The following is a 23,430-nucleotide window of genomic DNA, read 5'->3' as shown; positions in this document are numbered from 1 at the left end:
GCTCGCCAGCCGCGGGGTGTTCATGCCGAGCTCGAGCCGCTTTTCGGGATATTCCATCTGCGAGGTGAAGAACTCGGGCGGGCCGCTGCGGGTCGATCCCTCGGCGGGCGGCGGCGCGACAGAACGGCCTTGCCCGCGGCCTCGGCCACGGCGTCGACCGACGGGTCGGCCGAGGACATGCGGCGCATCTCCGGCGAGGGCGCGCCGGTGCGTTCGGGCGTGGCAGGGAAGGGCATAGACGAGCCGACCGGCGCCCCGCCCTGCGGCCGACGCGCCTCCGCCGGGGTGGATCGCCGCACGGAGGCGGCGGGAGAAGACGCCGGCGTCGCGTCCTCGACCTCCGCCGCGCGGGCGCGGTCCGGGCGAGGCCCGTGATCCGGCTTGGCCTGCGTCTCGGCGAAGATGTTGGAGATCTCGGGCGCGGAGGCGTCGGGCTTGCGGCGGTCGTGGCTCATCGGGCGGCCTCCGCGGCGGGGGCCGCCTCCGCGCCGGCGCCGGCGACCTGCGGATAGTTGCGCACGTGCTGGCGCAGCACTTCTTCCTTGGGGCCGAAGGCCTTGCGCACGCCGTCCTCCATCATCAGGATCAGGTCGCAATGCTGGATGGCCGCGGGCCGGTGGGCCATGATGATCACCGCCTTGCCGCGCGATTTCAGGTCGGCGATGGCGTGGTTCAGCGCGTCGGACCCCATCGCGTCGAGGTTCGAGTTCGGTTCGTCCAGGATCACCACCGCCGGGTCGCCGTACATGGCGCGCGCCAGCCCGATGCGCTGCCGCTGCCCGCCCGAGAGCTTGCCGCCCCCCGCCGCCACCTGGAAATCATAGCCGCCGGGCAGGCCGAGGATCATCTCATGGGCCCCGGCGCGCCTGGCGGCGGTCACCACCGCATTGGAATCGGGGGCCATCGACATGCGGGCGATGTTCTCGGCCACGGTGCCGTCGAACAGCGCGATCTCCTGCGGCAGGTAGCCGACATGCTTGCCCAGATCGTCGTCGCCGTACTGGTCGAGCGCGGCGCCGTCGAGCCGCACCTGCCCGGCCGCCGGTTTCCAGATCCCGGCGATGGCTTTCGCGAGCGTGGATTTCCCCGACGCCGACGGGCCGATCACGCCCATCGCCTGTCCCTGCTCCATCCGGAACGAGACCATGCGGATCGCGGCCGACTGCTCCCCCGGCGCGACCACGGTGACCTGCTGCGCCTCCAGGATGGCGCGGGGGGCGGGCAGCTTGGTCCGCTCCTCCTGCTCCGGCGTCCTCTCCAGCAGATCGGCCAGCGACTTCCAGCCCTGCATGGCCCGCTGCACCAGCGCCCATTGTCCGATGGCCTGCTCGATCGGGGCCAGCGCCCGGCCCATCAGGATCGAGCCCGCGATCATCATCCCCGGGCTCAGCTCGCCGCCGATGGCGAGCCAGGCGCCCAGGCCCAGCATCATCGACTGCAGGAAGAACCGCAGAGTCTTGGAGGCGTTGGAGAATATGCCGGTGCGGTCCGACGCGGTGATGGTGGTGGTCAGCGACTTGCCGCGCAGCTTCTGCCAGCGCGCCAGCACCGCGCGACGCATGCCGAGCCCCTGCACCGTCTCGCCCTGGGCGCGCACCGCTTCGGTGAAGCCCTCGGACTGGGCGGAGGCGACGTTGGCGTCGATCTGCAGCTGCTTGGAGAAATACTGGTTAGCCCAGGTCAGCGAGATCAGGAGCAGCCCGCCGGCGACGGCGAGGCAGCCGAGCATCCAGTGAAAGGTGAAGATCGCGGCCAGAAAAAACGGCGTCCAGGGGATGTCGAACACGGCGAAGGGCGCGGGGCCCGACATCAGCCGCTGGATCGATTCGAGGTCGCGCAGCCCGGTGGCCGGCCGGGCGCGCTCGGTCGGGGACACCGAGCGGCGCAGCACCGCCTCGAACACCCGGTTGTCGAGCCGCGCCTGGAACCGCGCGCCGGCCCGGGCCAGAACCCGGCCGCGGGCGTAGTCGAGCACGCCCATGATGAGGAACATGAAGGCCATGATCGCGGTCAGCGCGACCAGCGTCGCCTCCGACCGGCTGGCCATGACCCGGTCGTAGACCTGCAGCATGTAGATGGGGCCGGTGAGCATCAGCAGATTTACGAAAACGCTGAACAGCCCGACCGAAATGAACAGCGAACGTCCTTCGGCGAGCACCGACCTGAGCTCCGCCCGACCTGCCTGGCCCTGACCCTTCACGATTCAACCCCCGATCGACCGTCCCGGGCGCCCGAGTCGCCGGTCGCCGCGCCCGCGATTCGCCACGCCCGCTGCGGAAGCGCACGCGTGGCGTCCTCCGCATGGACGAAGGCCCGCGGCGGACGCCCTCCCTTACGACTCCGATGCGATCCGCGCCAGTGCGACGCACAGATCCGGTCCCGGCCTTTGCATCGCATCCGAGCGATCCTCGCGCTTGTTCCCGAGACGCAACATTTCCCGTCCACGACACTGTCCCGATGCCTCGCGGACGCGCACGACGCCTTGGCCCGATTGCGCGCCGGCCCTCGTATCGCTATCTGGTGACAGCTTTCTGTCGCAACGCAAAAAAATCGAGGCCATCCGTCGTGACGCTTTTCCGCTCCGACATGTCCCGGGTCGACGCTGCCGGGACCGCCCTGGCCTGCGCCGACGCGGCCTGTCCCGCGGCCCGCCCGGCGTCGCGCCCCGCGGTCCGGTTCGCCGCCGCCCTGGTCGCCGCAAGCCTGCTCGCCGGCTGCGCCTCCGGCCCGTCGGCGGGGTCCGATCCCGACTTCGTCTACGATCCGTATGAGCAGACCAATCGCCATATCCATGAATTCAACAAGGGTCTCGACACGGTGCTGCTGCGCCCGGCGTCGCAGGCCTACGACTTCGCGACGCCCGGGCTGGTGAAGCTGCTGGTGCGCAACGGCCTCGACATGCTGCAGATGCCGGCGATCATCGTGAACCACGCGCTGCAGGGCGATTTCGAGCAGGCGCTGGCCGGCGTCGGCCGCTTCGGGGTCAACATCGTGATGGGCGGGATTCTGCTCGATCCCGCGACAGAGATGGGGCTGCCCAAGGAAGGGACCGATTTCGGCCTCACCCTCGCCGCATGGGGATTCGAGGAAGGCCCCTATCTGGAGCTTCCGGTGCTCGGGCCCGCCACGCTGCGCGACGGGATCGGCCGCGTCGGGCATATCGCGTTCGACCCGCTGACCTATGTCGCCAACATCTCGGCCATCGACGATGATGTGTCCGACGTCCTCGATTCCTACTGGATCTACCCGGTCCGCGCGATGGTCGTCCGTTCCGAATACGGCGGTGCGATCGATCAGGTGCTCTACGAGAGCGAGGACAGTTACATCACGACGCGCAGCTACTATCTGCAGCTGCGGCGGCGCGAAGCGGCCGGGGGCGAGACGCAGGCGGACACGCTGCCTGACGTCTTCTCCGACTAGGCGAGGCCTGAAAGCCGGGCGCCGAGCATCACGGACGCGGAACGCAAACGGATCACGGGGTGAACCGAATGAGACTTGATCGACGCGAAGTCATCGGCGCCGGCGCGGCCGCCGCCCTGGCGCTGGCCATCGGCGCGCTGTCGCCCGCCCGCGCGGCGGCGAGCGCCGACGACGCGGCCGGCTTCATCAAGAAGATGGTGGCCGAGGTCACCACGCTCGTGCAGTCCGGCAAGCCGATCGAGGTGCAGGCGACCGCCTTCTCGCAGCTCTTCGCCCGCTACGCCGCGGTTCCGCAGGTCACCCGCTTCGTCATGGGCCGGGTCTGGCGGGAGATGTCGGAGGCGCAGCAGCTCAAGGCGCAGGACGCGGTGGTGACCTATGTCGGCCGCATCTACACCGGGCTTCTGAACGACTATCAGGGCCAGACCCTGGAGGTGACCGGGGCCACCGACTTCGGCGCCAAGGGCGTGCTGGTCAAGACCGCCGGCAAGGGCGAGCGGCTGGAGAACACCGAGGTCGAGTGGCTGGTCTCCGACCGCGGCGGCGACGGGCTGAAGCTGGTCGACGTCGTGGCCGAGGGCGTGTCGCTGCTGCAAAGCCAGCGTCAGGAGTTCGCGGCGATGATCGACAAGCGCGGCGGAAACGTCGATCTGTTCATCTCCGACCTCGCCGCGGGGCGCATCTCGGGCGAATGACGCGGGGCGCGTCCCGGCCAAGAAACAACCGGCGCGTCCGGCCCTGAGGGGCGGGACGCGCCGGTTTCGTTTCGGAGGCCCGGTTCTCAGAAATTCGGCCGCTCTCCCGCGCCCAGCGCGCGCAGGCTCTCCACGATCCGCCCGAAAGCGGCTTTGGATCCGGCCGAGTGGTTGCGGGCGCGCAAAAAGCCATGCACCAGCGCCGGCTCCTCGATGGAGATCGCCCGTCCTCCCGCCGCCAGGATCGCGTCGCGATAGTTCTTGCCGTCATCGGCCAGCGGATCGCATTGCGCGTTGATGCACACGGTCATCGGGATCCCCGAAAAATCCGTGTCGCGCAGCGGGTAGGCCCGGAAATCGTCGTCCGGCACCAGGCTGAAATCGCGCTGCGAGTGGTAGAAGGCGCGGTCCGCCCGCGACAGCATCGGCGCGTCGGCGTGGAGCGCGAAGCTGCCCCTGGTCGGGTCGCCGCCGAGGCCGGGATAGATCAGCACCTGTCCCGCCGGCGCGCCCGCCTGCCCGCGAGTCGCCTGGGTGACGGCTGCGGCGAGCGTCCCCCCGGCGCTGTCGCCCGACAGGATGATCGGACGGCCCGCGCCCTTCGCCTCGGTCTCCGCCGCCCATTTCCACGCGGCGTAGGCGTCGTCGAAGAAGGCCGGATGCTGGAATTCCGGGGCCATGCGGTAGTCGACCGAGATCAGCTCGTAGCCGGTCCCGTCGCAGAACTCGGCGCAGACGTCGTCATGGCTGTCGAGCCCGCCGACCACGAAGCCGCCGCCGTGATAATAGACGATCAGCGCGTTGCCGGGACCGGAGGCCGCCAGGTAGCGGCGCGCCGGGATCGGACCGCGGGGGCCGTCGATGGAAAAGTCCTCGGTGGTCACGCCGGGCGGATGGCCGGCATGGAAATGCGCGCAGCCGGCGTCGTAGGCGGCGCGGCGGATCTCGGCGGTCAGCGGGCCAGGGCCGGTGGCGGTCAGCTCCTTCACCTTGCGGATATAGGCTTGGGTGTCCGGGGCGAGGATCCAGTCATAGTCCGGCCCGGTTGCGGCCTTGGTTCCGGCATGTCCATCCATTTTGTTCTCCTCCCTTATGGTTGCCGCATCCTCACGCATCCCCCTGAGGCGTTCAAGCGTCCAGCGGGGGGCGCTTTGCGCAAGGTCAGTTGATCCAGAGCAAGGCGCGCGCCCGCATCCGGTCTAGGGTTGCGTCAAACCAACCGATCCGGGAGAGGATTCATGTCCTTCAAGACCATCACCGTGTTCGTCGACGCCTCCGCCGCCAGCGACGCCCGCCTGGGCTCGGCCTGCGCGCTGGCCTCGGCGCAGGGGGCGCATCTGGTCGCGGTCGCCTGCACGCGTCAGATCGACCTCGGCGTCTACGCCATGCCGGGGGCCGAGATGGCGATGGATTTCACCGCCATCGACCGCTCGCGCGAAGAGGCCCAGGCCCTGGCCAAGCAGGTCGCCGCGAAGATGGACGCCGCGGGGGCGGGCAACGACGCGCGCTGGGCGTCCTCCATCGCCTCGGGTCTTGCGGAAACGGCGGCGCGGTCGGCCCGCCATTCGGACCTGAGCGTGGTCGGTCAGGCCGGAGGGGCGGGCGTGGACGGCGAGATCGCGGACGCGGTGCTCGACGGGGCGTTGTTCAGCTCGGGCCGGCCGGTGCTGGTGATGCCGACGGGCTGGACCGGGGACACGATCGGGACAAGGGTGATGGTGGCCTGGGACGGCAGCCAGGTGGCGGCGCGGGCGCTGCATGACGCGCTGCCCTTCATCGAAACGGCCGAAAAGGTGACGGTGGCCATCGTCGACCCTGATCCGGGCATCGACGGCACCGGCGAGGAACCGGGGGCCGACATCGCCGCGGTGCTCGCCCGCCATGGCGCGAAGGTGGAGGTGCAGACCCTCGCCCGCGCCGGCGCCAGCGTGGCCGAGCGGCTGCAGGCGACGGCGGTGGAGATCGGGGCCGACCTGCTGGTGATGGGCGGCTACGGCCATTCGCGGATTCGCGAGGCGATTTTTTCCGGCGTCAGCCGCTCGGTGCTGGAAGGGCCGTCGGTCCCGGTGCTGATCTCTCACTGATCTGGGCGGCGAAAAGGCCGGGCGGGGCAGGCGCCTCGCCCGGCCTTTTCGTGTTTTTGGGGGCGAGGGCCGCGCGACCGCCGTCGCGCCGGCGGCCCTCTCACGCCCGCGCGGCGGGGCGCCGGGGGCGCGGGTCGCGACGCCGCCTGGCCCGGCGGACGGCACGGGGCGTCGCGATTTGATCCAGGTCATGGGACGCAGGCCCATGCCGGCCTAAGCCGGTGGGGACGATGCCCGTCCGATCCGACCGGGAGCTATCCGATGTCCGCCCTGCTCGCCCGTTACGCCCACCGCCCTGCGCCGCGCTACACCTCCTACCCCACCGCGCCCCATTTCCAGACGGGCTTCGCGGAGGAGACCTGGCGCGGCTGGCTGGGGGCGCTCGACCCGGCGGACCCGGTCTCGCTCTATCTCCATGTCCCGTTCTGCCGGGCGATGTGCTGGTATTGCGGCTGCAACATGAAGCTCGCCCGGCGCTACGGCCCGGTGGCGGAATATCTGACGACCCTGCTGCGCGAGATCGAGCTGGTGGCGGATGCGGCGCCCGACGGGCTCGCGGTGTCGCATCTGGCCTGGGGCGGCGGCACGCCCACGGCGCTGGCGCCCGACGACCTCGGTCGCGCCATGGCTGCGATCCGCGCGCGCTTCGATCTGGCGCCGGGGACGGAACTTTCGATCGAGAGCGACCCGCGCACGCTGACCGCGGAGATGGCCGCGCGCATCGGGGCGCTCGGCTTCACCCGCGCCAGCTTCGGCGTGCAGGAGTTCGATCCGCGCGTGCAGCAGGCGATCAACCGCATCCAGCCGCCCGAGATGGTGGCCGAGGCCGTGGCCCGCCTGCGCGCCGCAGGGGTGGAGGCGATCAGCTTCGACCTGATCTACGGGCTCCCTTTCCAGACTGTGGCGACGCTGGTCGACACGGTTCGGAGGGCGGCGGAGATGGGGCCGGGGCGCATCGCGCTCTTCGGCTACGCCCATGTGCCGTGGATGGCGAAGAACCAGCGGATGATCCCCGAGGATGCGCTGCCCGGCCCGATGCAGCGCGCCGACCAGGCCGCGGCGGCGGCGGAGGCGCTGGAGGGGCTGGGCTACATCCGCATCGGCCTCGACCATTTCGCGCGCCCCGGCGACCCGATGGCGCGCGCGGCGGCCGAGGGGCGGCTGCGGCGCAATTTCCAGGGCTACACCACCGACCGGGCGGAGACGCTGATCGGGCTGGGCGCGACCTCGATCAGCCGCACGCCGGCGGGGTTCGCGCAGAACGTGGTCGAGACCGGGGCCTGGGCGCGCGAGGTCGAGGCCGGGCGCCTGCCCGTGGCCAAAGGCCGGGCGCTGAGCGCCGACGACCGGCTGCGCGGCTGGGCGATCGAGCGGCTGATGTGCGATTTCGAACTGGACGCGGCCGAGGGCGCCGCCCGCTTCGGCGCCGCGCCGGACTGGGCGAAGGACGCTTTCGCCCGGCTCGGGGATCTGCGGGCGGACGGGTTCGCGGTGGTCGAGGGCGGGCGTCTGCGCCTGACCGAGACCGGCCGCCCGCTGGTCCGCATCGCCGCCGCCGCCTTCGACGCCTATTTGGAAACGGGCGCCGCCCGGCATTCGATGGCGGTCTGACGGCGCCCGTTCCGGGCATTCCGATGTCTTCGGCCGTGAACGGACTGCGGGGCGCCCCCTCTCCCTGACCCTCTCCCCGTGGGGAGAGGGGAGCGGGATTGCGGCCGTCCCAGAGAGAGGCCGGCGTTTCGCTGGTGGCGGGCAAGGGCGCGGGTTTGCTGAGACGGCCCCCAGGGGGGCCTTGTTCGAGCGTGTGCGAGTCTCCGGCCGCCTCAAGGCCGAGCCGCCTGCGGCGGTCGCTTCGCGAGCCTTGACCCGTCCGAAGACTCGCGGCTGCGCATGGAAACCGGGAAACGGCGTCGCCGGCGCTGACGCCGGGCCCGCCGCGCGGGCGCTCCTTCGCGACCTTCGGGCCGGTCGTCGCGCGGCTCCCCCGGCGGGGGCCGGGCGCGGCGGTGCAGGCTTCCCGCCCCTTGACCTCCGGCCCCGGCTTCTGTCGAAAGAGCCAGGGCCGCGCATTCCGCACCGCGGTCCGGCAAAAGCGAAGGGGAAACGGCATGGGCGATCTCGACGGGCTGCTGGTGGTCTCGCTGGAACAGGCGGTGGCGGCGCCCTACGCCTCGGCCAAGCTCGCCGACGCCGGCGCGCGGGTGATCAAGGTCGAACGCCCCGAGGGCGACTTCGCCCGGCGCTACGACCGCATGGCCAAGGGCGAGAGCGCCTATTTCGTCTGGCTCAACCGGGGCAAGGAATCGCTGCGCCTCGACCTGCGCGACCCCGCCGACCATGCGCTGATGGCCCGGCTGCTCGACCAGGCCGACATCTTCATCCAGAACCTCGCCCCCGGCGCCGCCGCCCGCCTCGGCTTCGGCGCCGCCGCGCTGCGCGAAAAGCGCCCCGAGTTGATCTGCTGCTCGATCTCCGGCTATGGCGAGGCCGGCCCCCGCCGCGACCAGAAGGCCTATGATCTGCTGATCCAGGCCGAAGTCGGCCTCGCCTCGATCACCGGCACGCCGGACGGCGCGGCCCGGGTCGGCGTTTCGGTCTGCGACATCACCGCGGGCATGACCTCCTTCGCCGCCATCCTGCAGGCGCTGGTCGGGCGCGCCCGCACCGGGGTCGGGCGGACCATCGAGGTCTCGCTCTTCCACGCCATGGCCGATTACATGAACGTCCCCTACCTGCAGACCCGCTATGGGCGCCGCCCCCCGGCGCGCGAGGGCCTGCGCCATCCCACCATCGCCCCCTACGGCGTCTTCCCCTGTTCCGACGGGGCGCTGCTGATCTCCATCCAGAACGAACGCGAATGGGCGATGCTGTGCGAGCAGGTGCTGGGCGACGCCAGCCTCGCCACGGACCCGCGCTTCCACGACAATTCCGCCCGGATCGAGAACCGCGAGACGCTCGATCATCTCGTCGCCGACCTCTTCTCCCGGCACCCGCGCGAGGAGATGGCCAAACGCCTCGACGCCGCCCGCATCGCCTATGGCCGGCTCTCGGACATGCAGGATCTGATCGACCACCCGCAGCAGCGGCTGATCTCGGTGCAGACCGATGGCGGCGAGATCGAGATGATCGCCCCCGGCGCGGTCTTCGCCGGCGAGACGCCGACCTACGGCTCGGTCCCCGCGCTCGGCCGCGACGACGACGCGATCCGCGCGGAGTTTTCAAAGGGCTGACCGGCCGCGCCCCCTCGCCGCAGTCGGGGGGGCGCGGGGCCGCGCAAGGTTGACGGGAGGCGGACAGGCGGGGCGTTCTGGCGGCTCCCGTTTCGACGAAAGCCGCGCCCGATGACCGCCGCCAACCTCTTCGCCCCCCATCAGGCGCTTGCCGCCCGGCTCATGCCCGTGGCCGTCTCCGGCGCAGGCGACGGGTCCCATGACCTCGCGCATCTGGCGCGGGTCTGGGCCAATGTCCGCCGCATCGCTTTGGTCGAGGGCGGGGACGGGGAGATCCTCGCCGCCGCCGCCCTCCTGCATGATTGCGTCTCGGTGGAGAAGAATTCGCCGGATCGTCCCTTCGCCTCCCGCCTCGCCGCGGCGCGGGCGCGCGAGGCGCTGACGGCCCTCGGCTGGTCCGCCCCCCGGATCGAGGCGGTCGCCCATGCCATCGAGGCGCATTCCTTCTCCGCCCGCATCGAACCCGAGACCCTCGAGGCGCGCATCCTCCAGGACGCCGACCGGCTCGACGCGCTGGGCTTCGTCGGCGTGGCGCGCTGCTTCTACACCGCCGGGCGGCTGGGGGCTGCGCTCTGCGATCCCGAGGATCCGCGGGCCAAAACCCGCCCGCTCGACGACGCCCGCTACGCGCTCGACCATTTTCCGGCCAAGCTGCTGGGCCTCGCCGAGGGGTTTCGGACGTCCGAAGGCGCCCGGCTCGCCGCCGCCCGCCATGACCGGCTGGTCGCTTTCCATGACGGGTTTCTGGATGAGATCGGGGCGGCCGAGGGAGCCATCGCATGACCCCGCAGGACTACGAGGCGCTGGACGCGACCGGCCTCGCCGCCCTGGTTTCGGCGGGGCAGACGACGGCGGACGCGCTGCTCGCCCTCGCGCTGGACCTGACTGCGGCGCGCAACCCGGCGATCAATGCGGTGACAAACCTCGCCGCTCAGGCGGCGCGGGAGGCGATCGGGGCGGGCCTGCCGGATGGACCGCTGCGGGGCGTGCCGTTCCTGCTGAAAGACATGGATGCGGCGGCGCTGGGCCTGCCCTCGCATGACGGATCGCGCCTGAGCCGCGCCACCCGCCATGACCATGACGCGGAGATGGTGACCCGCCTGCGCCGCGCCGGCCTTGTGATGTTCGGCCGCACCACCGCGCCCGAAGGCGGCATCGGCGTCACCACCGAGGCCGCGGTCTATGGCGGGCCGACGCGCAACCCGTGGGACCTCGGCCGGACCTCGGGCGGATCGTCCGGCGGCGCGGCGGCGGCGGTGGCCGCGGGGATCGTGCCGGCGGCGCATGGCTCGGACGGGGGCGGTTCGGTGCGGATCCCGGCGGCGTCCTGCGGCTTGGTCGGGTTCAAATGCTCCCGCGGGCGGTTGCCCGAAGGCCCGGGGGCGGGCGAGGGCTGGGGCGGCATGGCGACCGCCGGGTTTCTGACCCGATCGGTCCGCGACCAGGCTTTGCTGCTCGACGCGGTGGCGGGCCCGGATCTCGGCGCGCCCTATGTGGCGCCGGCGATGGGCGGGACCTTCGCCCAGGCCTTCGCCCGCCCGCCGCGTCGCCTGCGGATCGCGCTCTGCCCCACGACCTACGAGGGCGCCCCGATCCATCCCGACTGCCGCGCCGCGGTGGAGGCGACGGGGCGCCTTCTGGAAGCCCTCGGCCACCACGTCGCCGAGGCCCGCCCCGACGCCGACCAGCGCGCCATGATCCGCGCCTGGTCCGACATCGTCGCCTGCGGCACCTGGCGCTGGGTGCAGGCGGACGCGCGGGCGCAGGGATTGGACGACCATGGTTTTGCGTTGCTCGAGCCCGTGACCCGCGGCGCCTGCCGGCACGCGATGGGGCTGAGCGGGGCGGATTACCTGGCCGCCATCGACCACGTCCACGCCTTCGGGCGGCGGATGGCGGCGTTCCACGCGCAAGGCTACGAGGTGCTCGTCTCCGCCACGCTGGCCGAGCCGCCGGCGAAGATCGGCCGCTTCGCCCATGCCCGCCCCGAATTCGAGGATTTTCTCGCCTATCGCCTCGGCCCGCAGGGCTGCTTCGACTATTCGCCCTTCACGGTCGCCGCCAACGCCTCCGGCCAGCCGGCGATGTCGCTGCCGCTGGGGGTCTCGTCCGAGGGGCTGCCCGTCGGCCTCCACTTCTCCGCCCCCGTCGGCGCGGATGCGGACCTCATGGCGCTCGCCGGCGAACTGGAAGCCGCCGCCCCCTGGGCCGCCCGTCGCCCGCCGGCGCTCAGCTAAAGCTTGGTCGCTGCGGCGGGGGGGGTGGTCTGCCGGGACGCCATCGCCTCGCGATGCGAGATGAAGGTCGCCGCCGCCACCACGATGCCGCCGCCGATGATCACGAACGGGTCCAGCGCCTCGCCGAACACGATGATGCCCAGCATCGTCGCCCACACCAGTTGCAGGAACTGCACCGGCTGGGTGACGGTGATCGGCGCCGCCTGGATGGCGCGGGTCATGGTGTAATGCCCGCCGGTGGCGAAGACTGCGGTCAGCGCCAGCCAGGCCAGTTGGTCCAGACTCGGCGTCTGCCATTGCGCGGCGGCGAGCGGGGCCAGCGTCACCGTCACGAAGCCCGAGAGCAGCCCCACGATCACCGCGCTGTCCTGGTTCGAGGTCAGCCGCTTCGCCATCAGATAGGACCCGGCGAAGAGCGGCGCCGCGGCGAGCTGCGCGAGCTGGCCGGCGTTGATCTCCTGAAACCCGGGGCGGATGATGATCATCGCGCCCAGAAGACCGATGCCCACCGCCATCACCCGGCGCAGGCGCAGGGTCTCGCCCAGGAAGATCGCCGCGCCGATGGTGACGAAGATCGGTGTGATGTAGCCCAGCGCCGTCACCTCGGCGATCGGAATGCGGGCCATGGCGTAGAACCACAAAGCCACGCCCAGCCCGTGCAGCACGCCGCGCAGGGCGAACACATACCAGGTGCGCTTGTCGGGCCGGTTCTTCAGAAGGCCGCCCATGAAGGGGAAGATCAGGATCAGCCCGAAGAGGTAGCGCAGGAATGCGGTCTCCGCCGCCGGCAGGGACATGCCGATATGGCGCACGATCCCGGTGACGCAGACGAAGAGCAGCGTGGTGACCACCATCCAGATGATCCCCGCGCGCACGTCGTCGGGGCGCCGGGGGGGCGGGGTCGAGGGGACGCGCAGCGCGCTCATGCGCCGGCCCCCTGCTCGAAGCCCTGCAGGACGTTGACCGCGTTGATGCCGACCTCCTCGATGGCGTAGCCGCCCTCCATCACGAAGACCGTGGGCAGGCCGAGGCCTGCGATGCGGCGGCCGGCATCGGCGAAGTCGGCGCTTTCGAGCTTGAAGAAGCTGATCGGGTCGTCCTTGAAGGCGTCGGTGCCGAGCGAGACCACCACCGCTTCCGCCCCGAAGGCTTTTATGGCCGCGATGGCGGCGTCCAGCGCCTCGGCCCATTGCGGATAAGGGGTTCCGGGGGGGAGGGGGAGGTTGAGGTTGGCGCCGGCCCCCGGCCCTTCGCCGGTCTCATCGGCGTAGCCCAGGAAGTAAGGAAAAGCGTCTTCGGGCGCGCCGTGGATCGAGGCGAAGAACACGTCGCCGCGCTTGTAAAAAATGTCCTGGGTGCCGTTGCCGTGGTGGAAGTCGATGTCGAGCACGGCGACCCTGGCCGCGCCGTCGTCGCGGAACATCTGGGCGGCCACCGCGGCGTTGTTGAGAAAGCAGTAGCCGCCGTAAAGATCCGAGGCCGCGTGATGCCCCGGCGGCCGGCAAAGCGCGAAGGCCGCCCGCGCCCCCGCCGCCACCGCCCGCTGCGCCGACTGGGCCAGCGCGCAGGAGGCCTGCGCCGCCTCCCAGGTTCCCGACGTGATCGCGGTTTCGGCGGCGAGGCAGTAATAGCCGACCTTGCCGTCGATGTTGCGCGGCGGCTTCTGGCGCATGCGGCGCACCGGATAGGAGCAGGCGATGATCTCGCCCCGCGCGCCCGAGGCGATCCATTCCTCCCAGCACGTCTCCAGGAATTCCAGGTAGTCGGGGGCGTGGATCGCGCGCACCGGGGCGAGGTCGAGGGGGCCGGGAACGCCCGCCTCCATCCCCGTCTCGTTCAGGCGGCGCAGGACGTATTCGACGCGGCTCGGACGCTCGAACGGGGTCACGAACTCTCCGCCGTGAAGCTCGGCCTGCGGGAAATGCAGGCGGTGGCGGTCGTCCTGGAAAAACAGCATGAGCCCCTCGGTCGGCTGGTGGTTTGTAAGGGAACATGACGGAATGCCGCGCCCGGGGCAATGGGCGCGGCGCAGGTCGGACCGGGGAAACGGAAGCGTCCGCGTCAGGACGCGCGGCGGGCGCGCGGCCTCAGATCGAGGCGGGGCCGTCGGCGCGCACCTCGCCCACGTCGCGCCAGATATGAGGCTTGCCCGAGCGGCGGGACCGCCAGTCGGCGTAGGCCAGGAACAGGTCCAGCTGCCGCCCGCGGATGCCCGGCAGCGCCTGCGGGTCCAGCCCGTTCCACGGGGCGAACGGGTTGCGGCGCAGGGCGCCATGGATCTCGGTGCGAACGGTGGGGTGGTCCGAGGGCGCGCGGGAATGGAAGCCGTAGGTGTCGGCCACCACCAGCGTGTTGCCCGGCACCGCCACCCGCACCGGCTCGCCATAGCCCAGGGCCTTGGCCTGGCCCGGTGCGATGCGGAACGAGCCGAGCGCATGGTGCCGCCGTCCCTCATCCCTTGCGCCGAGGCTTTGCGCGTATTCCCACTCCAGCCGTTCCGGCGTCAGGCGGTGGGAGCCGGGGAGGTAGATGAACGGCCCGTCGTCCTCGCCCACGTCATGCAGGAACAGCCAGTATTTCGCGGTGGCGTGGAAGGTGTCGGCATGCAGCGCGGTCTGCGGATCGCGGCCGCCGGAGGCGGGCTCGGCGATCACGGTCTGCACGAAGGCGTGCGGCTCCCCGGCCCTGCCGGCGACATAGCCGGTCAGCGCGCGCAGGGTGGCGTTCTCGATCACCGCGCGGGCGGTGGGCAGGCGGCTCGCCACCGCCGGGCCGAGCGGGATCATCCGGGTCACGGTCTGGCCCTGGCGCATCTCCCGCGCCGGCAGGGGGCCGGACAGGATCTCCCGGCGCAGTCGCGCGAAGATGTCGGGGGGCAGGTAGCCGCGCTTGATGACGAAGCCGTCGCGGTCGAAGGCCTCGCGGTCCGCCGGGTCGATGTTCGGCGCCATCGCCCGGCGCCGGCGGGCGGCCATGGCGGCGGCGGCGGCCACGCGGCTGCGATGCAGGCCCATGCGATTCAGGCGCGGGCTGCCGATGATCGGGTTCGCGACGAAGGATTTTTCGGCGCCCAGCACGCCGGCGATCCAGCCGACGGCCTTGGCGGGAGCGAAGATGTCCATGAGAGAGCCCGTCATGCGTAATGCTGGCATTAATAATTGGGCCGCCGCGCCGTCTTGTCCAGATGCCGCGCGAGGCGCCTGAGCCGGCGCCGCCCGGGGGATCACCGCGTCCGGCGGACGGGCAGGCCCAGCTGGTCGAGCACCAGCGCCCGCAGCCGTTCCGCCACGGGCGACAGCCGGCGGCGGCGTGCGGTGAGCATGTGGTAGGGCGCGACCACGATCTCGTCGCGCACCGCGAGCGGGACCAGACGGGCCGCGACCTCCGACCCCGTCAGCAGGTCGCTCATCTCGCGGGCCATGGGGGCGATGGCGGTCGACGAGGTCAGCAGCGCGATCACCACCAGCAGCGACGGCGTGTTGATGATCGACCGCGGCAGCCGGGCGCCGGCGTTCAGGAACGCCGTCTCCACCGCCACCCGGATCGGGGCGCCGGGGGACTGCATCACCCAGTCGTAGGCGGTGAGCTCCGTCAGATCGAGCCGGGTGGCGCTGGCCATCGGGTGTTCGCGGCGCACCACCAGGTCGACGATCTCGGGCCTTGCCGGGATCGCCTCGAATTCCCGCGGGTCGATCCCCGGCGGGATCCGGCCGAGCGCGAAATCGTAGGCCCCCGACATCAGCCCGCGGGCCAGCACGTCGGAGGGTTCGACGTCCACATAGACCTCCGAATTCGGGGCGGCGGCCTTCAGCTGCCGGATGGCGGGCACCACGTAGCCGACGGACGCGCCGGTCACAGCCCCCACCCGCACCACGCCGCCGCGGCCGGAGCGGAGCTGCTCGATCTCCGCCGCGAGATCGCGCATCTCCTCCGCCAGCCCGCGGGCGCGACGCGCCAGCGCCCGGCCGATCAGGGTCGGGGCCATGCCGCGGGCGTGACGTTCGAACAGTTTGGCCGCCACCGCCGTCTCGATCTCGCGCAGCATCCGGGACGCGGCCGGCTGGGTCATGGCGAGGGACTCGGCGGCGAGGCCGAGCTGGCGATGTTCGTCGATCGCCGCGATCAGGCGCAGATGCGCCTGTTTGAGACGCAGGGGGACGTCGGTCATTCGTCGATCATATATCAAATCTGGTATGAAAGAAGTCGAAATCGTCAATTGAGCGCTATGCAACCCTGACGCTACGGTCGCCTCGGGTCCGAGGAGGGACCTCGCCGAAAAGCAAAGCGCGCGCATCGCGAACGGCGCCGCAGGGAGGACATCATGAAGATCACCGCCAGTCTGGGCGCGCTCGCGCTTGGGGCGACGCTCATCGCCTCGGTTTTCGCCACGCCATCGGTCGCCGCCGAGGGCTATGTGGGCATCGCCATGCCCACCAAGTCGTCGGCGCGCTGGATCGACGACGGCAACAACATGGTCAAGCAGTTCGAGGCGGCGGGCTTCAAGGTCGACCTGCAATACGCCGAGGACGACATCCCCAATCAGCTCGCCCAGATCGAGAACATGATCGTCAAGGGCGTGAACGTGCTGGTCATCGCGGCCATCGACGGCACCACGCTGTCGAATGCGTTGGAGAACGCGCATTTCGCCGACATCAAGATCATCGCCTATGACCGGCTGATCCGCGACAGCGCATATGTCGACTATTACGCCACCTTCGACAACTTCAAGGTCGGCGTGCAGCAAGCCTCCACCATCGTCGAAGGGCTGAAGGAGCGCTTTCCGGACGTGAAGCCGTGGAACGTCGAGCTTTTCGGCGGCTCCCCCGACGACAACAACGCCTATTTCTTCTACAACGGCGCCATGTCGGTGCTGCAACCGCTGATCGACGACGGCTCGGTCGAGATCGTGTCCGGCCAGATGGGCATGGACAAGGTCGGCACCCTGCGCTGGGACGGCGCCGTCGCCCAGGCCCGCATGGATAACCTGCTGTCGGCCCACTACGCCGACAAGCGCGTCCACGGCGTGCTGTCGCCCTATGACGGGCTCTCGATCGGCATTCTCTCGTCGCTCAAGGGCGTCGGCTACGGCTCCGGCGATCTGGCGATGCCGATCGTGTCGGGCCAGGACTCCGAGATCCAGTCGGTCAAGTCGATGAAGGCCGGGGAGCAGTATTCCTCGATCTTCAAGGACACGCGGGAACTGGCGGCCGTCACCGTGAAGATGGTCGAGGCGGTGCTGGGCGGGGCCGAGCCGCCGATCAACGACACCACCACCTACGACAACGGCAAGAAGATCGTGCCCGCCTACCTGCTGGAGCCGGTGGCCGTGACCGCCGACAACTGGAAGGCCGTGCTTCTGGACAGCGGCTACTACACCGCCGACCAGGTCGAATAAGCGCGCGGGCCCGCCGCCCCCCGCGGCGGGCCCCCTTTCAGCGGAGAGCAGGCCAATGGACGCCATCCTGGAGATGCGCGGCATCACCAAGAGCTTCCCCGGCGTGAAGGCGCTCGACGACGTTTCCCTGACCGTGGCGCGCGGCGAGATCCATGCGCTGTGCGGCGAGAACGGGGCGGGCAAATCCACGCTGATGAAGGTGCTGAGCGGGGTCTACCCCCACGGCTCCTTCGAGGGAGAGCTGATCTACGAGGGCGCCCCCGTCGCCTTCGGCGGGATCGTCGACAGCGAGAAGCGCGGGATCATCATCATCCATCAGGAACTGGCGCTGGTGCCGGAACTGTCCATCGCCGAGAACATCTTTCTGGGCAACGAGGTCGCCACCCGCGGCGTCATCGACTGGCCCGAGACCAACAGGCGGGCCGAGGCGCTGCTGGCCAAGGTCGGCCTGCGCGAGCGCGCCGCGGCCCCGGTCGGCGGCCTCGGCGTCGGCAAGCAGCAGCTGGTGGAGATCGCCAAGGCGCTCTCCAAGGAGGTGCGCCTCCTGATCCTCGACGAGCCGACGGCGGCCCTGCAGGAGGCGGACAGCGAGAAGCTGCTCGATCTGCTCCGCGAATTCCGGGCGCAGGGCATCACCTCGATCCTGATCTCCCACAAGCTCAACGAAATCAGCCGGGTGGCGGACCGGATCACCGTTATCCGCGACGGGGCGGCGGTGTCGACCATCGACGGCCGCGACGCCTCCGGGGCTCAGGTCCCGGTCGAGGAGGCGCGCATCGTGCGCGACATGGTCGGCCGCGACATGGCCCACCGCTACCCGGCCCGGACGCCCAGGATCGGCAAGACCCTGCTGGAGGTCTCAGGCTGGTCGGTCGGCCACCCGGTGGACGCGGAGCGGGAGGCGATCCGGAATGTCTCCTTCACCGTGGCGGAGGGCGAGGTGGTCGGCATCGCCGGGCTGATGGGCTCGGGCCGCACGGAGCTGGCGATGAGCCTTTTCGGACGTTCCTGGGGGCGCGACATCCGCGGCGAGGTGCGGGTCAAGGGTCGGCCCGTCGACGTCTCGACCGTGCGCAAGGCCGTGGATGCGGGCCTCGCCTATGTCACCGAGGACCGCAAGGCGCTGGGCCTCGTGCTCGACGACACCATAATGCGCAACGTGACGCTCGCGCATCTGGAAGGCGTCTCCGAACGCGGCGTGATCAACGGGGCGGAGGAGCAGCAGGTCGCCGAGCGCTATCGCGACGCGCTGGGCATCCGCACGCCTTCGGTTTTCCAGAAGGCGGCGAACCTCTCGGGGGGCAACCAGCAGAAGGTGGTGCTGGGCAAATGGCTGTTCGCCGATCCGCAGGTGCTGATCCTCGACGAGCCGACGCGCGGCATCGACGTGGGCGCGAAGTTCGAGATCTACAACATCGTCAACGATCTGGCGGGGCAGGGGCGGGGGATCGTGATGATCTCGTCCGAAATGCCCGAGCTGCTGGGCATGTGCGACCGCATCTACGTGATGAACGAGGGCGCCTTCGCGGGCGAGCTGGCGGCCGATGAGGCGAGCCAGGAGAAGATCATGTCGATGATCGTCCGGGCCTGAGGGAGGGGCCGAAGATGACCAGCACGACCGAGAACGAGACCGGCGCCGAGGCGGGGGCGGCCAAGCCCGCCGCCCATGGCGGCGTCGGCGTCTTCCTGAAGAGCCATCTGCGCGAATACGGCATGCTGCTGGCGCTGTTCGCCATCATGCTGTTCTTCCAGGTGGTCACCGACGGCACGCTGATGCGCCCCGTGAACCTGACCAACCTGTTCCTGCAGAACAGTTACATCATCATCATGGCGCTGGGCATGCTGCTGGTCATCGTCGCGGGGCATATCGACCTGTCGGTCGGCTCGGTGGTGGCCTTCGTGGGAGGGCTCGCCGCGGTGATGGTGGTGCACTGGGGATGGCCGATCTTCGTGGTGATCCCGGTCTGCCTTGTGGCCGGCGCGCTGATCGGCGCGGCGCAGGGCTACTGGATCGCCTACTGGAACATCCCCTCCTTCATCGTGACGCTGGCGGGCATGCTGGTGTTCCGCGGCCTGACGCTCTGGCTGCTGGAGGGGCAGTCGGTCGGCCCGTTCCCGCCGAGCTTTCAGGCGCTCTCCACCGGGTTCGTGGGGGACATCTTCACCTCCGGCAAGCCGAACTGGACCGCGGCGCTGCTCGGCGCGGCCGGGGCCGCCGCCATCGTGTGGATGGCCGCCCGCGCCCGGGCGCGGCGCGTGCGCTACGGGATCGAGGACGAGCCGATGGCGATGTTCCTCCTGAAAAACGCGCTGGTGGCGGGGGCGATCGTCTACGTGGCCTGGCTGCTCGCCACCTATCGCGGCCTGCCCAATGTGCTGATCACCATGGCGGCGCTGATCTGCGCCTACACCTTCCTGATGAACTCCACCGTCATCGGGCGGCGGATCTACGCCGTCGGGGGCAACTACAAGGCGGCGCAGCTGTCGGGCATCAACGCCAGGCGGCTCACCTTCCTCACCTTCTGCAACATGGGGATGCTGGCGGCGCTGGCCGGGCTGATCTTCGCGGCCCGCCTCAACACCGCCACCCCCAAGGCGGGGGTGAGCTTCGAGCTCGACGTGATCGCGGCGGTGTTCATCGGCGGCGCCTCGATGTCGGGCGGGGTCGGCAAGATCATCGGCGCCGTGGTCGGGGCCTTCATCATGGGCGTGATGAACAACGGCATGTCGCTGCTCGGCGTCGGCATCGACTACCAGCAGGTGATCAAGGGGCTGGTGCTGCTCGCGGCCGTGATCTTCGACGTCTACAACCGGAACAAGGCGGGCTGAACATGCACCTTTCGCAACTGAAGGGCGGCGGCGTGGTCCGCCGTCAGGGGGATGACGCGCGTCTGGTCCCCGGCGCCGGCACGGTGCTGGAGCTGGCGCAGGAGGCCATCGCGGCCGGCGCCGGCCTGGCGGAAATCGTGGCGCGGCGGGGCGACGGCGATCCGGCGGATCTGGCGGCCCTGCTCGCCGCGGACCGGCTCGACTGCCCGGTCCGCCACCCCGATCCCGGGCACATGATGCTGACCGGCACCGGGCTGACCCATCTGGGCTCCGCCTCGGCCCGCGACGCCATGCACGCCAAGGCGGCGGCGGAGGGCGAGGCCGCGATGAGCGACTCGATGAAGATGTTCCGCATGGGGATCGAGGGCGGCAAGCCCGCCCCGGGCGCCCTCGGCGTGCAGCCCGAATGGTTCTGGAAGGGCACCGGCGCCGTGGCGGTGGCTCCCGGCGCTCCGCTCGCCTCGCCCGCTTTCGCGCTGGATGGCGGCGAGGAACCCGAGATCGCCGGCATCTACCTGATCGGCCCGGACGGCACGCCGTTCCGGCTCGGCTTCGCGCTCGGCAACGAGTTTTCGGATCATGTGACCGAGCGGATCAACTACCTCTACCTCGCCCACTCCAAACTGCGCCCCGCAGCCTTCGGGCCGGAGCTGCGGGTCGGCCCGCTGCCCGAGCATGTGGAGGGGACCTCGCGCATCCTCCGCGAAGGCGCCGTGGCCTGGGAGAAACCGTTCCTCTCGGGGGAGGCCAACATGTCCCACACGATCGCCAACCTCGAGACGCATCACTTCAAATACGATCTCTTCCGCCAGCCCGGCGACGTGCATGTGCACATGTTCGGCACCGCGACCCTGAGTTTTTCGGATGGGTTCGCGACGCGCCCCGGCGACGTCTTCGAAATCGCCGCCCCCGCCTTCGGCCTGCCGCTGCGCAATCCGCTGGCGGCGGCCCCGACCGGCGCGCAGACCGGCGCGCAGACCCTCGTGGTGGCGCTGTGAACGTGGCGTTGGCCGAGCGGCTGGCCGAATCCGCGCTCTATCCCGACCTGCGGCGGCGGTCGGTGCTGATCTCCGGCGGGGCGACCGGCATCGGCGAGGCGCTGGTCCGCGCCTTCGCGGGCCAGGGCGCCCGCGTCGCCTTCGTCGATCTCGACCGGGAGGCCGGCGAGGCGCTGGCCGAAGAGCTCTGCGAGGACGAGGCCGAGATCCTGTTCCAGCCCGTCGACATCACCGATTCCAGCCGCTACCAGGCCGCGATCCGCACGGCGGCGGAGCGGTTCGGCCCGATCACCGCGCTTCTGAACAACGCCGCCAACGACCAGCGTCACGGGGTCGAGCAGATCAGCCCCGACCGCTTCGACCAGATCGTGTCGGTCAACCTCAAGCACGCCTTCGTCGCGGCCCAGGCGGTCGCGCCGATGATGCGGGCGGAGGGGGCCGGGGCGATCATCAATTTCGGCTCGATCAGCTGGATGATGGCAGGGGGCGGCTACCCGGTCTACGCCACCTGCAAGGCTGCGACCCACGGGCTGACCCGGTCGCTCGCCCGCGACCTCGGCCAGGACCGGATCCGGGTCAACACGCTCGTTCCCGGCTGGGTGATGACCGAAAAGCAGCTCCGCCTCTGGGTCGACGACGCGGCGCGCGAGCAGATCGCCCGGGCGCAATGTCTGCCGGGGCCGGTCCTGCCGAAGCATATCGCGCAGATGGCGCTGTTCCTCGCCTCGGACGCATCGTCGATGTGCACGGCGCAGAATTTCATCGTGGATGGGGGATGGGTATGACCGGCTTCAAGCCCGCGGCCTGGCCGCGCAAGCTGCGCTCGACCGAATGGTTCGGCTCGACCTCGCGCGATCACATTTATCATCGGTCCTGGATGAAGAACCAGGGCCTGCCGGCGGACCTGTTCGACGGACGCCCGGTGATCGGAATCTGCAACACCTGGTCCCAGCTGACGCCCTGCAACGCCCATCTGCGCGATCTGGCGGAGCGGGTGAGGCACGGCATCTACGAGGCGGGCGGGTTGCCGCTGGAATTCCCGGTGTTCAGCCCTGGCGAAAGCGCCTTGCGCCCCACGGCGATGATGTATCGCAATCTGGCGGCGATGGATGTGGAGGAGGCGCTGCGGGCCAACCCGCTCGACGGCGTGGTGCTGCTGGCGGGTTGCGACAAGACCACCCCGGCGCTGCTGATGGGGGCGGCCTCGGTCGACATCCCCGCCATCCTCGTCTCCGGCGGGCCGATGCTGAACGGCTGGTTCCGGGGGGAACGGGTCGGCTCGGGCACCGCCCTCTGGCGCATGTCCGAGGACATCAAGGCCGGGAAGATGACCCAGGCGGAGTTTCTGGAGGCGGAGTCGGCCATGTCCCGCTCGCCGGGGTCGTGCAACACCATGGGCACGGCGTCCACGATGGCCAGCATGGCCGAGGCGCTGGGCATGGCGCTGTCGGGCAACGCCGCGATCCCGGCGGTGGACAGCCGGCGCCGCGTGATGGCCCACCTCACCGGCCGGCGCATCGTCGACATGGTGAAGGACGACCTCAAGCCCTCCGACATTCTCACCCTGCAGGCGTTCGAAAACGCCATCCGCACCAACGGCGCCATCGGCGGCTCGACCAACGCCGTCATCCACCTGCTCGCCATCGCCGGCCGGGTCGGGCTGGATTTCAGCCTCGCCGACTGGGACCGGCTGGGGCGCGATGTGCCGACCATCGTCAACCTGATGCCGTCGGGCGAATATCTGATGGAGGAGTTCTTCTACGCCGGCGGCCTGCCGGTTGTGATGAGGATGCTCGGCGACGGCGGGCTCCTGAACCGCGACGCGATCACCGTCTCCGGCGGGCCGGTCTGGGACGAGGTGAAGGACGCGCGCAACTGGAACGAGGAGGTGATCCGCCCCGTCTCCCGCGCCCTGACCCAGCAAGGCGGCATCGCGGTGCTGCGCGGCAACCTCGCGCCGGATGGGGCGGTGCTGAAACCCTCGGCCGCGTCGCCGCACCTGCTGGTCCATCGCGGCCGGGCGGTGGTTTTCGAGGACATCGACGACTACAAGGCCCGGATCGAGGACGAGGATCTGGACATCGACGAGACCTGCGTGATGGTGATGCGCAATTGCGGGCCGCGGGGGTATCCGGGGATGCCCGAGGTCGGCAACATGGGCCTGCCGCCCAAGGTGCTGCGCCGCGGCATCACCGACATGGTCCGGATCTCGGACGCGCGGATGTCGGGCACGGCTTACGGGACGGTGGTCCTGCACGTGGCGCCCGAGGCGGCGCGCGGCGGGCCGCTGGCGGTGGTGCGGACCGGGGACATGATCGCGCTCGACGTGCCGGCGCGGACCCTGACGCTGGAGGTCTCGGACGAGGAGCTGGCCGCGAGGCTCGCCGCGTGGAGGACGCCGATCGAGCCGCCCGCGGGCGGCTATGCGCGGCTTTTCCACGACCATGTGCAGGGCGCCGACACCGGGGCGGATTTCGACTTTCTGAAAGGTTGCCGCGGGGCGCCGGTGCCGCGCGACAGTCACTGAGACGGACAGGAGCGA

The 23,430-nt window shown here is 70.6% G+C and carries 20 protein-coding genes; 13 read left to right on the top strand and 7 right to left on the bottom strand.

The window, feature by feature from the left end; all coding sequences use genetic code 11:
- Positions 1–20: 20 nt before the first annotated feature.
- Both ACTB72_RS00490 and ACTB72_RS00485 read right to left on the bottom strand, forming a co-directional pair.
- Positions 21–455, bottom strand: a complete 435-nt coding sequence (locus ACTB72_RS00490) for a hypothetical protein (protein ID WP_463035006.1) — start codon at positions 453–455, stop codon at positions 21–23.
- The gene (locus ACTB72_RS00485) at positions 452–2,158 is read right to left on the bottom strand and encodes a type I secretion system permease/ATPase (RefSeq protein ID WP_463035005.1); all 1,707 of its coding nucleotides are present in this window, start codon (positions 2,156–2,158) and stop codon (positions 452–454) included. The genes ACTB72_RS00490 and ACTB72_RS00485 overlap by 4 nt, the downstream gene beginning before the upstream one ends.
- A 407-nt stretch (positions 2,159–2,565) precedes the next feature.
- On the opposite strand from ACTB72_RS00485, the gene ACTB72_RS00480 reads away from it, so the two are divergent.
- The gene (locus ACTB72_RS00480) at positions 2,566–3,420 is read left to right on the top strand and encodes an MlaA family lipoprotein (protein ID WP_463035004.1); all 855 of its coding nucleotides are present in this window, start codon (positions 2,566–2,568) and stop codon (positions 3,418–3,420) included.
- Positions 3,421–3,488: 68 nt separating this feature from the next.
- Positions 3,489–4,115 (top strand): MlaC/ttg2D family ABC transporter substrate-binding protein, encoded by a 627-nt coding sequence (locus tag ACTB72_RS00475; RefSeq protein WP_463035003.1) that lies wholly within the window; start codon positions 3,489–3,491, stop codon positions 4,113–4,115.
- An 86-nt stretch (positions 4,116–4,201) separates the two neighbouring features.
- On the opposite strand, the gene ACTB72_RS00470 is transcribed toward ACTB72_RS00475, so the two are convergent.
- A complete protein-coding gene (locus ACTB72_RS00470; RefSeq protein ID WP_463035002.1) occupies positions 4,202–5,191 on the bottom strand; it encodes an alpha/beta hydrolase in 990 nt (329 codons plus the stop codon).
- Between the two features lie 162 nt (positions 5,192–5,353).
- Between ACTB72_RS00470 and ACTB72_RS00465 the strand changes: the two genes are divergently transcribed.
- The 5 genes from ACTB72_RS00465 to ACTB72_RS00445 all read left to right on the top strand — a co-directional run bounded on the left by ACTB72_RS00465 (position 5,354) and on the right by ACTB72_RS00445 (position 11,666).
- The gene (locus tag ACTB72_RS00465) at positions 5,354–6,199 is read left to right on the top strand and encodes a universal stress protein (protein ID WP_463035001.1); all 846 of its coding nucleotides are present in this window, start codon (positions 5,354–5,356) and stop codon (positions 6,197–6,199) included.
- Between the two features lie 261 nt (positions 6,200–6,460).
- Entirely contained in the window at positions 6,461–7,810 is a 1,350-nt protein-coding gene (hemN, locus tag ACTB72_RS00460) for an oxygen-independent coproporphyrinogen III oxidase (protein ID WP_463035000.1), read from the top strand.
- A gap of 497 nt (positions 7,811–8,307) precedes the next feature.
- Positions 8,308–9,429 carry a CaiB/BaiF CoA transferase family protein gene (locus tag ACTB72_RS00455; RefSeq protein WP_463034999.1) on the top strand — a complete coding sequence of 374 codons (1,122 nt, stop codon included), beginning with the start codon at positions 8,308–8,310 and terminating at the stop codon, positions 9,427–9,429.
- A 111-nt stretch (positions 9,430–9,540) separates the two neighbouring features.
- The gene (locus ACTB72_RS00450; protein WP_463034998.1) at positions 9,541–10,212 is read left to right on the top strand and encodes an HD domain-containing protein; all 672 of its coding nucleotides are present in this window, start codon (positions 9,541–9,543) and stop codon (positions 10,210–10,212) included.
- Complete coding sequence (locus ACTB72_RS00445; protein WP_463034997.1) at positions 10,209–11,666, top strand: amidase; 1,458 nt, start codon at positions 10,209–10,211, stop codon at positions 11,664–11,666. Before ACTB72_RS00450 ends, ACTB72_RS00445 begins: the two co-directional genes overlap by 4 nt.
- Here the strand turns inward: ACTB72_RS00445 and ACTB72_RS00440 are convergent.
- The 4 genes from ACTB72_RS00440 to ACTB72_RS00425 all read right to left on the bottom strand — a co-directional run bounded on the left by ACTB72_RS00440 (position 11,663) and on the right by ACTB72_RS00425 (position 15,834).
- Positions 11,663–12,592, bottom strand: a complete 930-nt coding sequence (locus tag ACTB72_RS00440) for a DMT family transporter (RefSeq protein WP_463034996.1) — start codon at positions 12,590–12,592, stop codon at positions 11,663–11,665. The genes ACTB72_RS00445 and ACTB72_RS00440 overlap by 4 nt on opposite strands.
- Positions 12,589–13,623 (bottom strand): histone deacetylase family protein, encoded by a 1,035-nt coding sequence (locus ACTB72_RS00435; protein WP_463034995.1) that lies wholly within the window; start codon positions 13,621–13,623, stop codon positions 12,589–12,591. Before ACTB72_RS00435 ends, ACTB72_RS00440 begins: the two co-directional genes overlap by 4 nt.
- Positions 13,624–13,753: 130 nt before the next feature.
- Entirely contained in the window at positions 13,754–14,803 is a 1,050-nt protein-coding gene (locus tag ACTB72_RS00430; RefSeq protein WP_463034994.1) for a phytanoyl-CoA dioxygenase family protein, read from the bottom strand.
- A gap of 86 nt (positions 14,804–14,889) precedes the next feature.
- Positions 14,890–15,834 (bottom strand): LysR family transcriptional regulator, encoded by a 945-nt coding sequence (locus ACTB72_RS00425; protein WP_463034993.1) that lies wholly within the window; start codon positions 15,832–15,834, stop codon positions 14,890–14,892.
- A gap of 153 nt (positions 15,835–15,987) precedes the next feature.
- Here ACTB72_RS00425 and chvE point away from each other — a divergent pair, with 153 nt between their 5' ends.
- Genes chvE through araD form a run of 6 tightly spaced genes read left to right on the top strand, consistent with a single transcriptional unit; the run spans position 15,988 to position 23,415 of the window.
- A complete protein-coding gene (gene chvE / locus ACTB72_RS00420) occupies positions 15,988–17,061 on the top strand; it encodes a multiple monosaccharide ABC transporter substrate-binding protein (RefSeq protein ID WP_463034992.1) in 1,074 nt (357 codons plus the stop codon).
- A 55-nt stretch (positions 17,062–17,116) separates the two neighbouring features.
- Positions 17,117–18,652, top strand: coding sequence for a multiple monosaccharide ABC transporter ATP-binding protein (gene mmsA / locus ACTB72_RS00415; protein WP_463034991.1), 1,536 nt, complete (start codon positions 17,117–17,119; stop codon positions 18,650–18,652).
- Positions 18,653–18,666: 14 nt separating this feature from the next.
- Positions 18,667–19,890, top strand: coding sequence for a multiple monosaccharide ABC transporter permease (gene mmsB, locus ACTB72_RS00410; protein WP_463034990.1), 1,224 nt, complete (start codon positions 18,667–18,669; stop codon positions 19,888–19,890).
- Between the two features lie 2 nt (positions 19,891–19,892).
- Complete coding sequence (araD1, locus tag ACTB72_RS00405; RefSeq protein ID WP_463034989.1) at positions 19,893–20,888, top strand: AraD1 family protein; 996 nt, start codon at positions 19,893–19,895, stop codon at positions 20,886–20,888.
- Positions 20,885–21,673 carry an SDR family NAD(P)-dependent oxidoreductase gene (locus ACTB72_RS00400; protein WP_463034988.1) on the top strand — a complete coding sequence of 263 codons (789 nt, stop codon included), beginning with the start codon at positions 20,885–20,887 and terminating at the stop codon, positions 21,671–21,673. The genes araD1 and ACTB72_RS00400 overlap by 4 nt, the downstream gene beginning before the upstream one ends.
- On the top strand, positions 21,670–23,415 hold the full coding sequence (gene araD, locus ACTB72_RS00395) for an L-arabinonate dehydratase (RefSeq protein WP_463034987.1): 1,746 nt from the start codon (positions 21,670–21,672) through the stop codon (positions 23,413–23,415). Before ACTB72_RS00400 ends, araD begins: the two co-directional genes overlap by 4 nt.
- Positions 23,416–23,430: the final 15 nt, after the last annotated feature.

It is taken from the genome of Albimonas sp. (assembly GCF_055129145.1).
The sequence above is the reverse complement of the archived record's forward strand: the minus strand, read 5'-3'. Positions and strand labels throughout refer to the sequence as shown.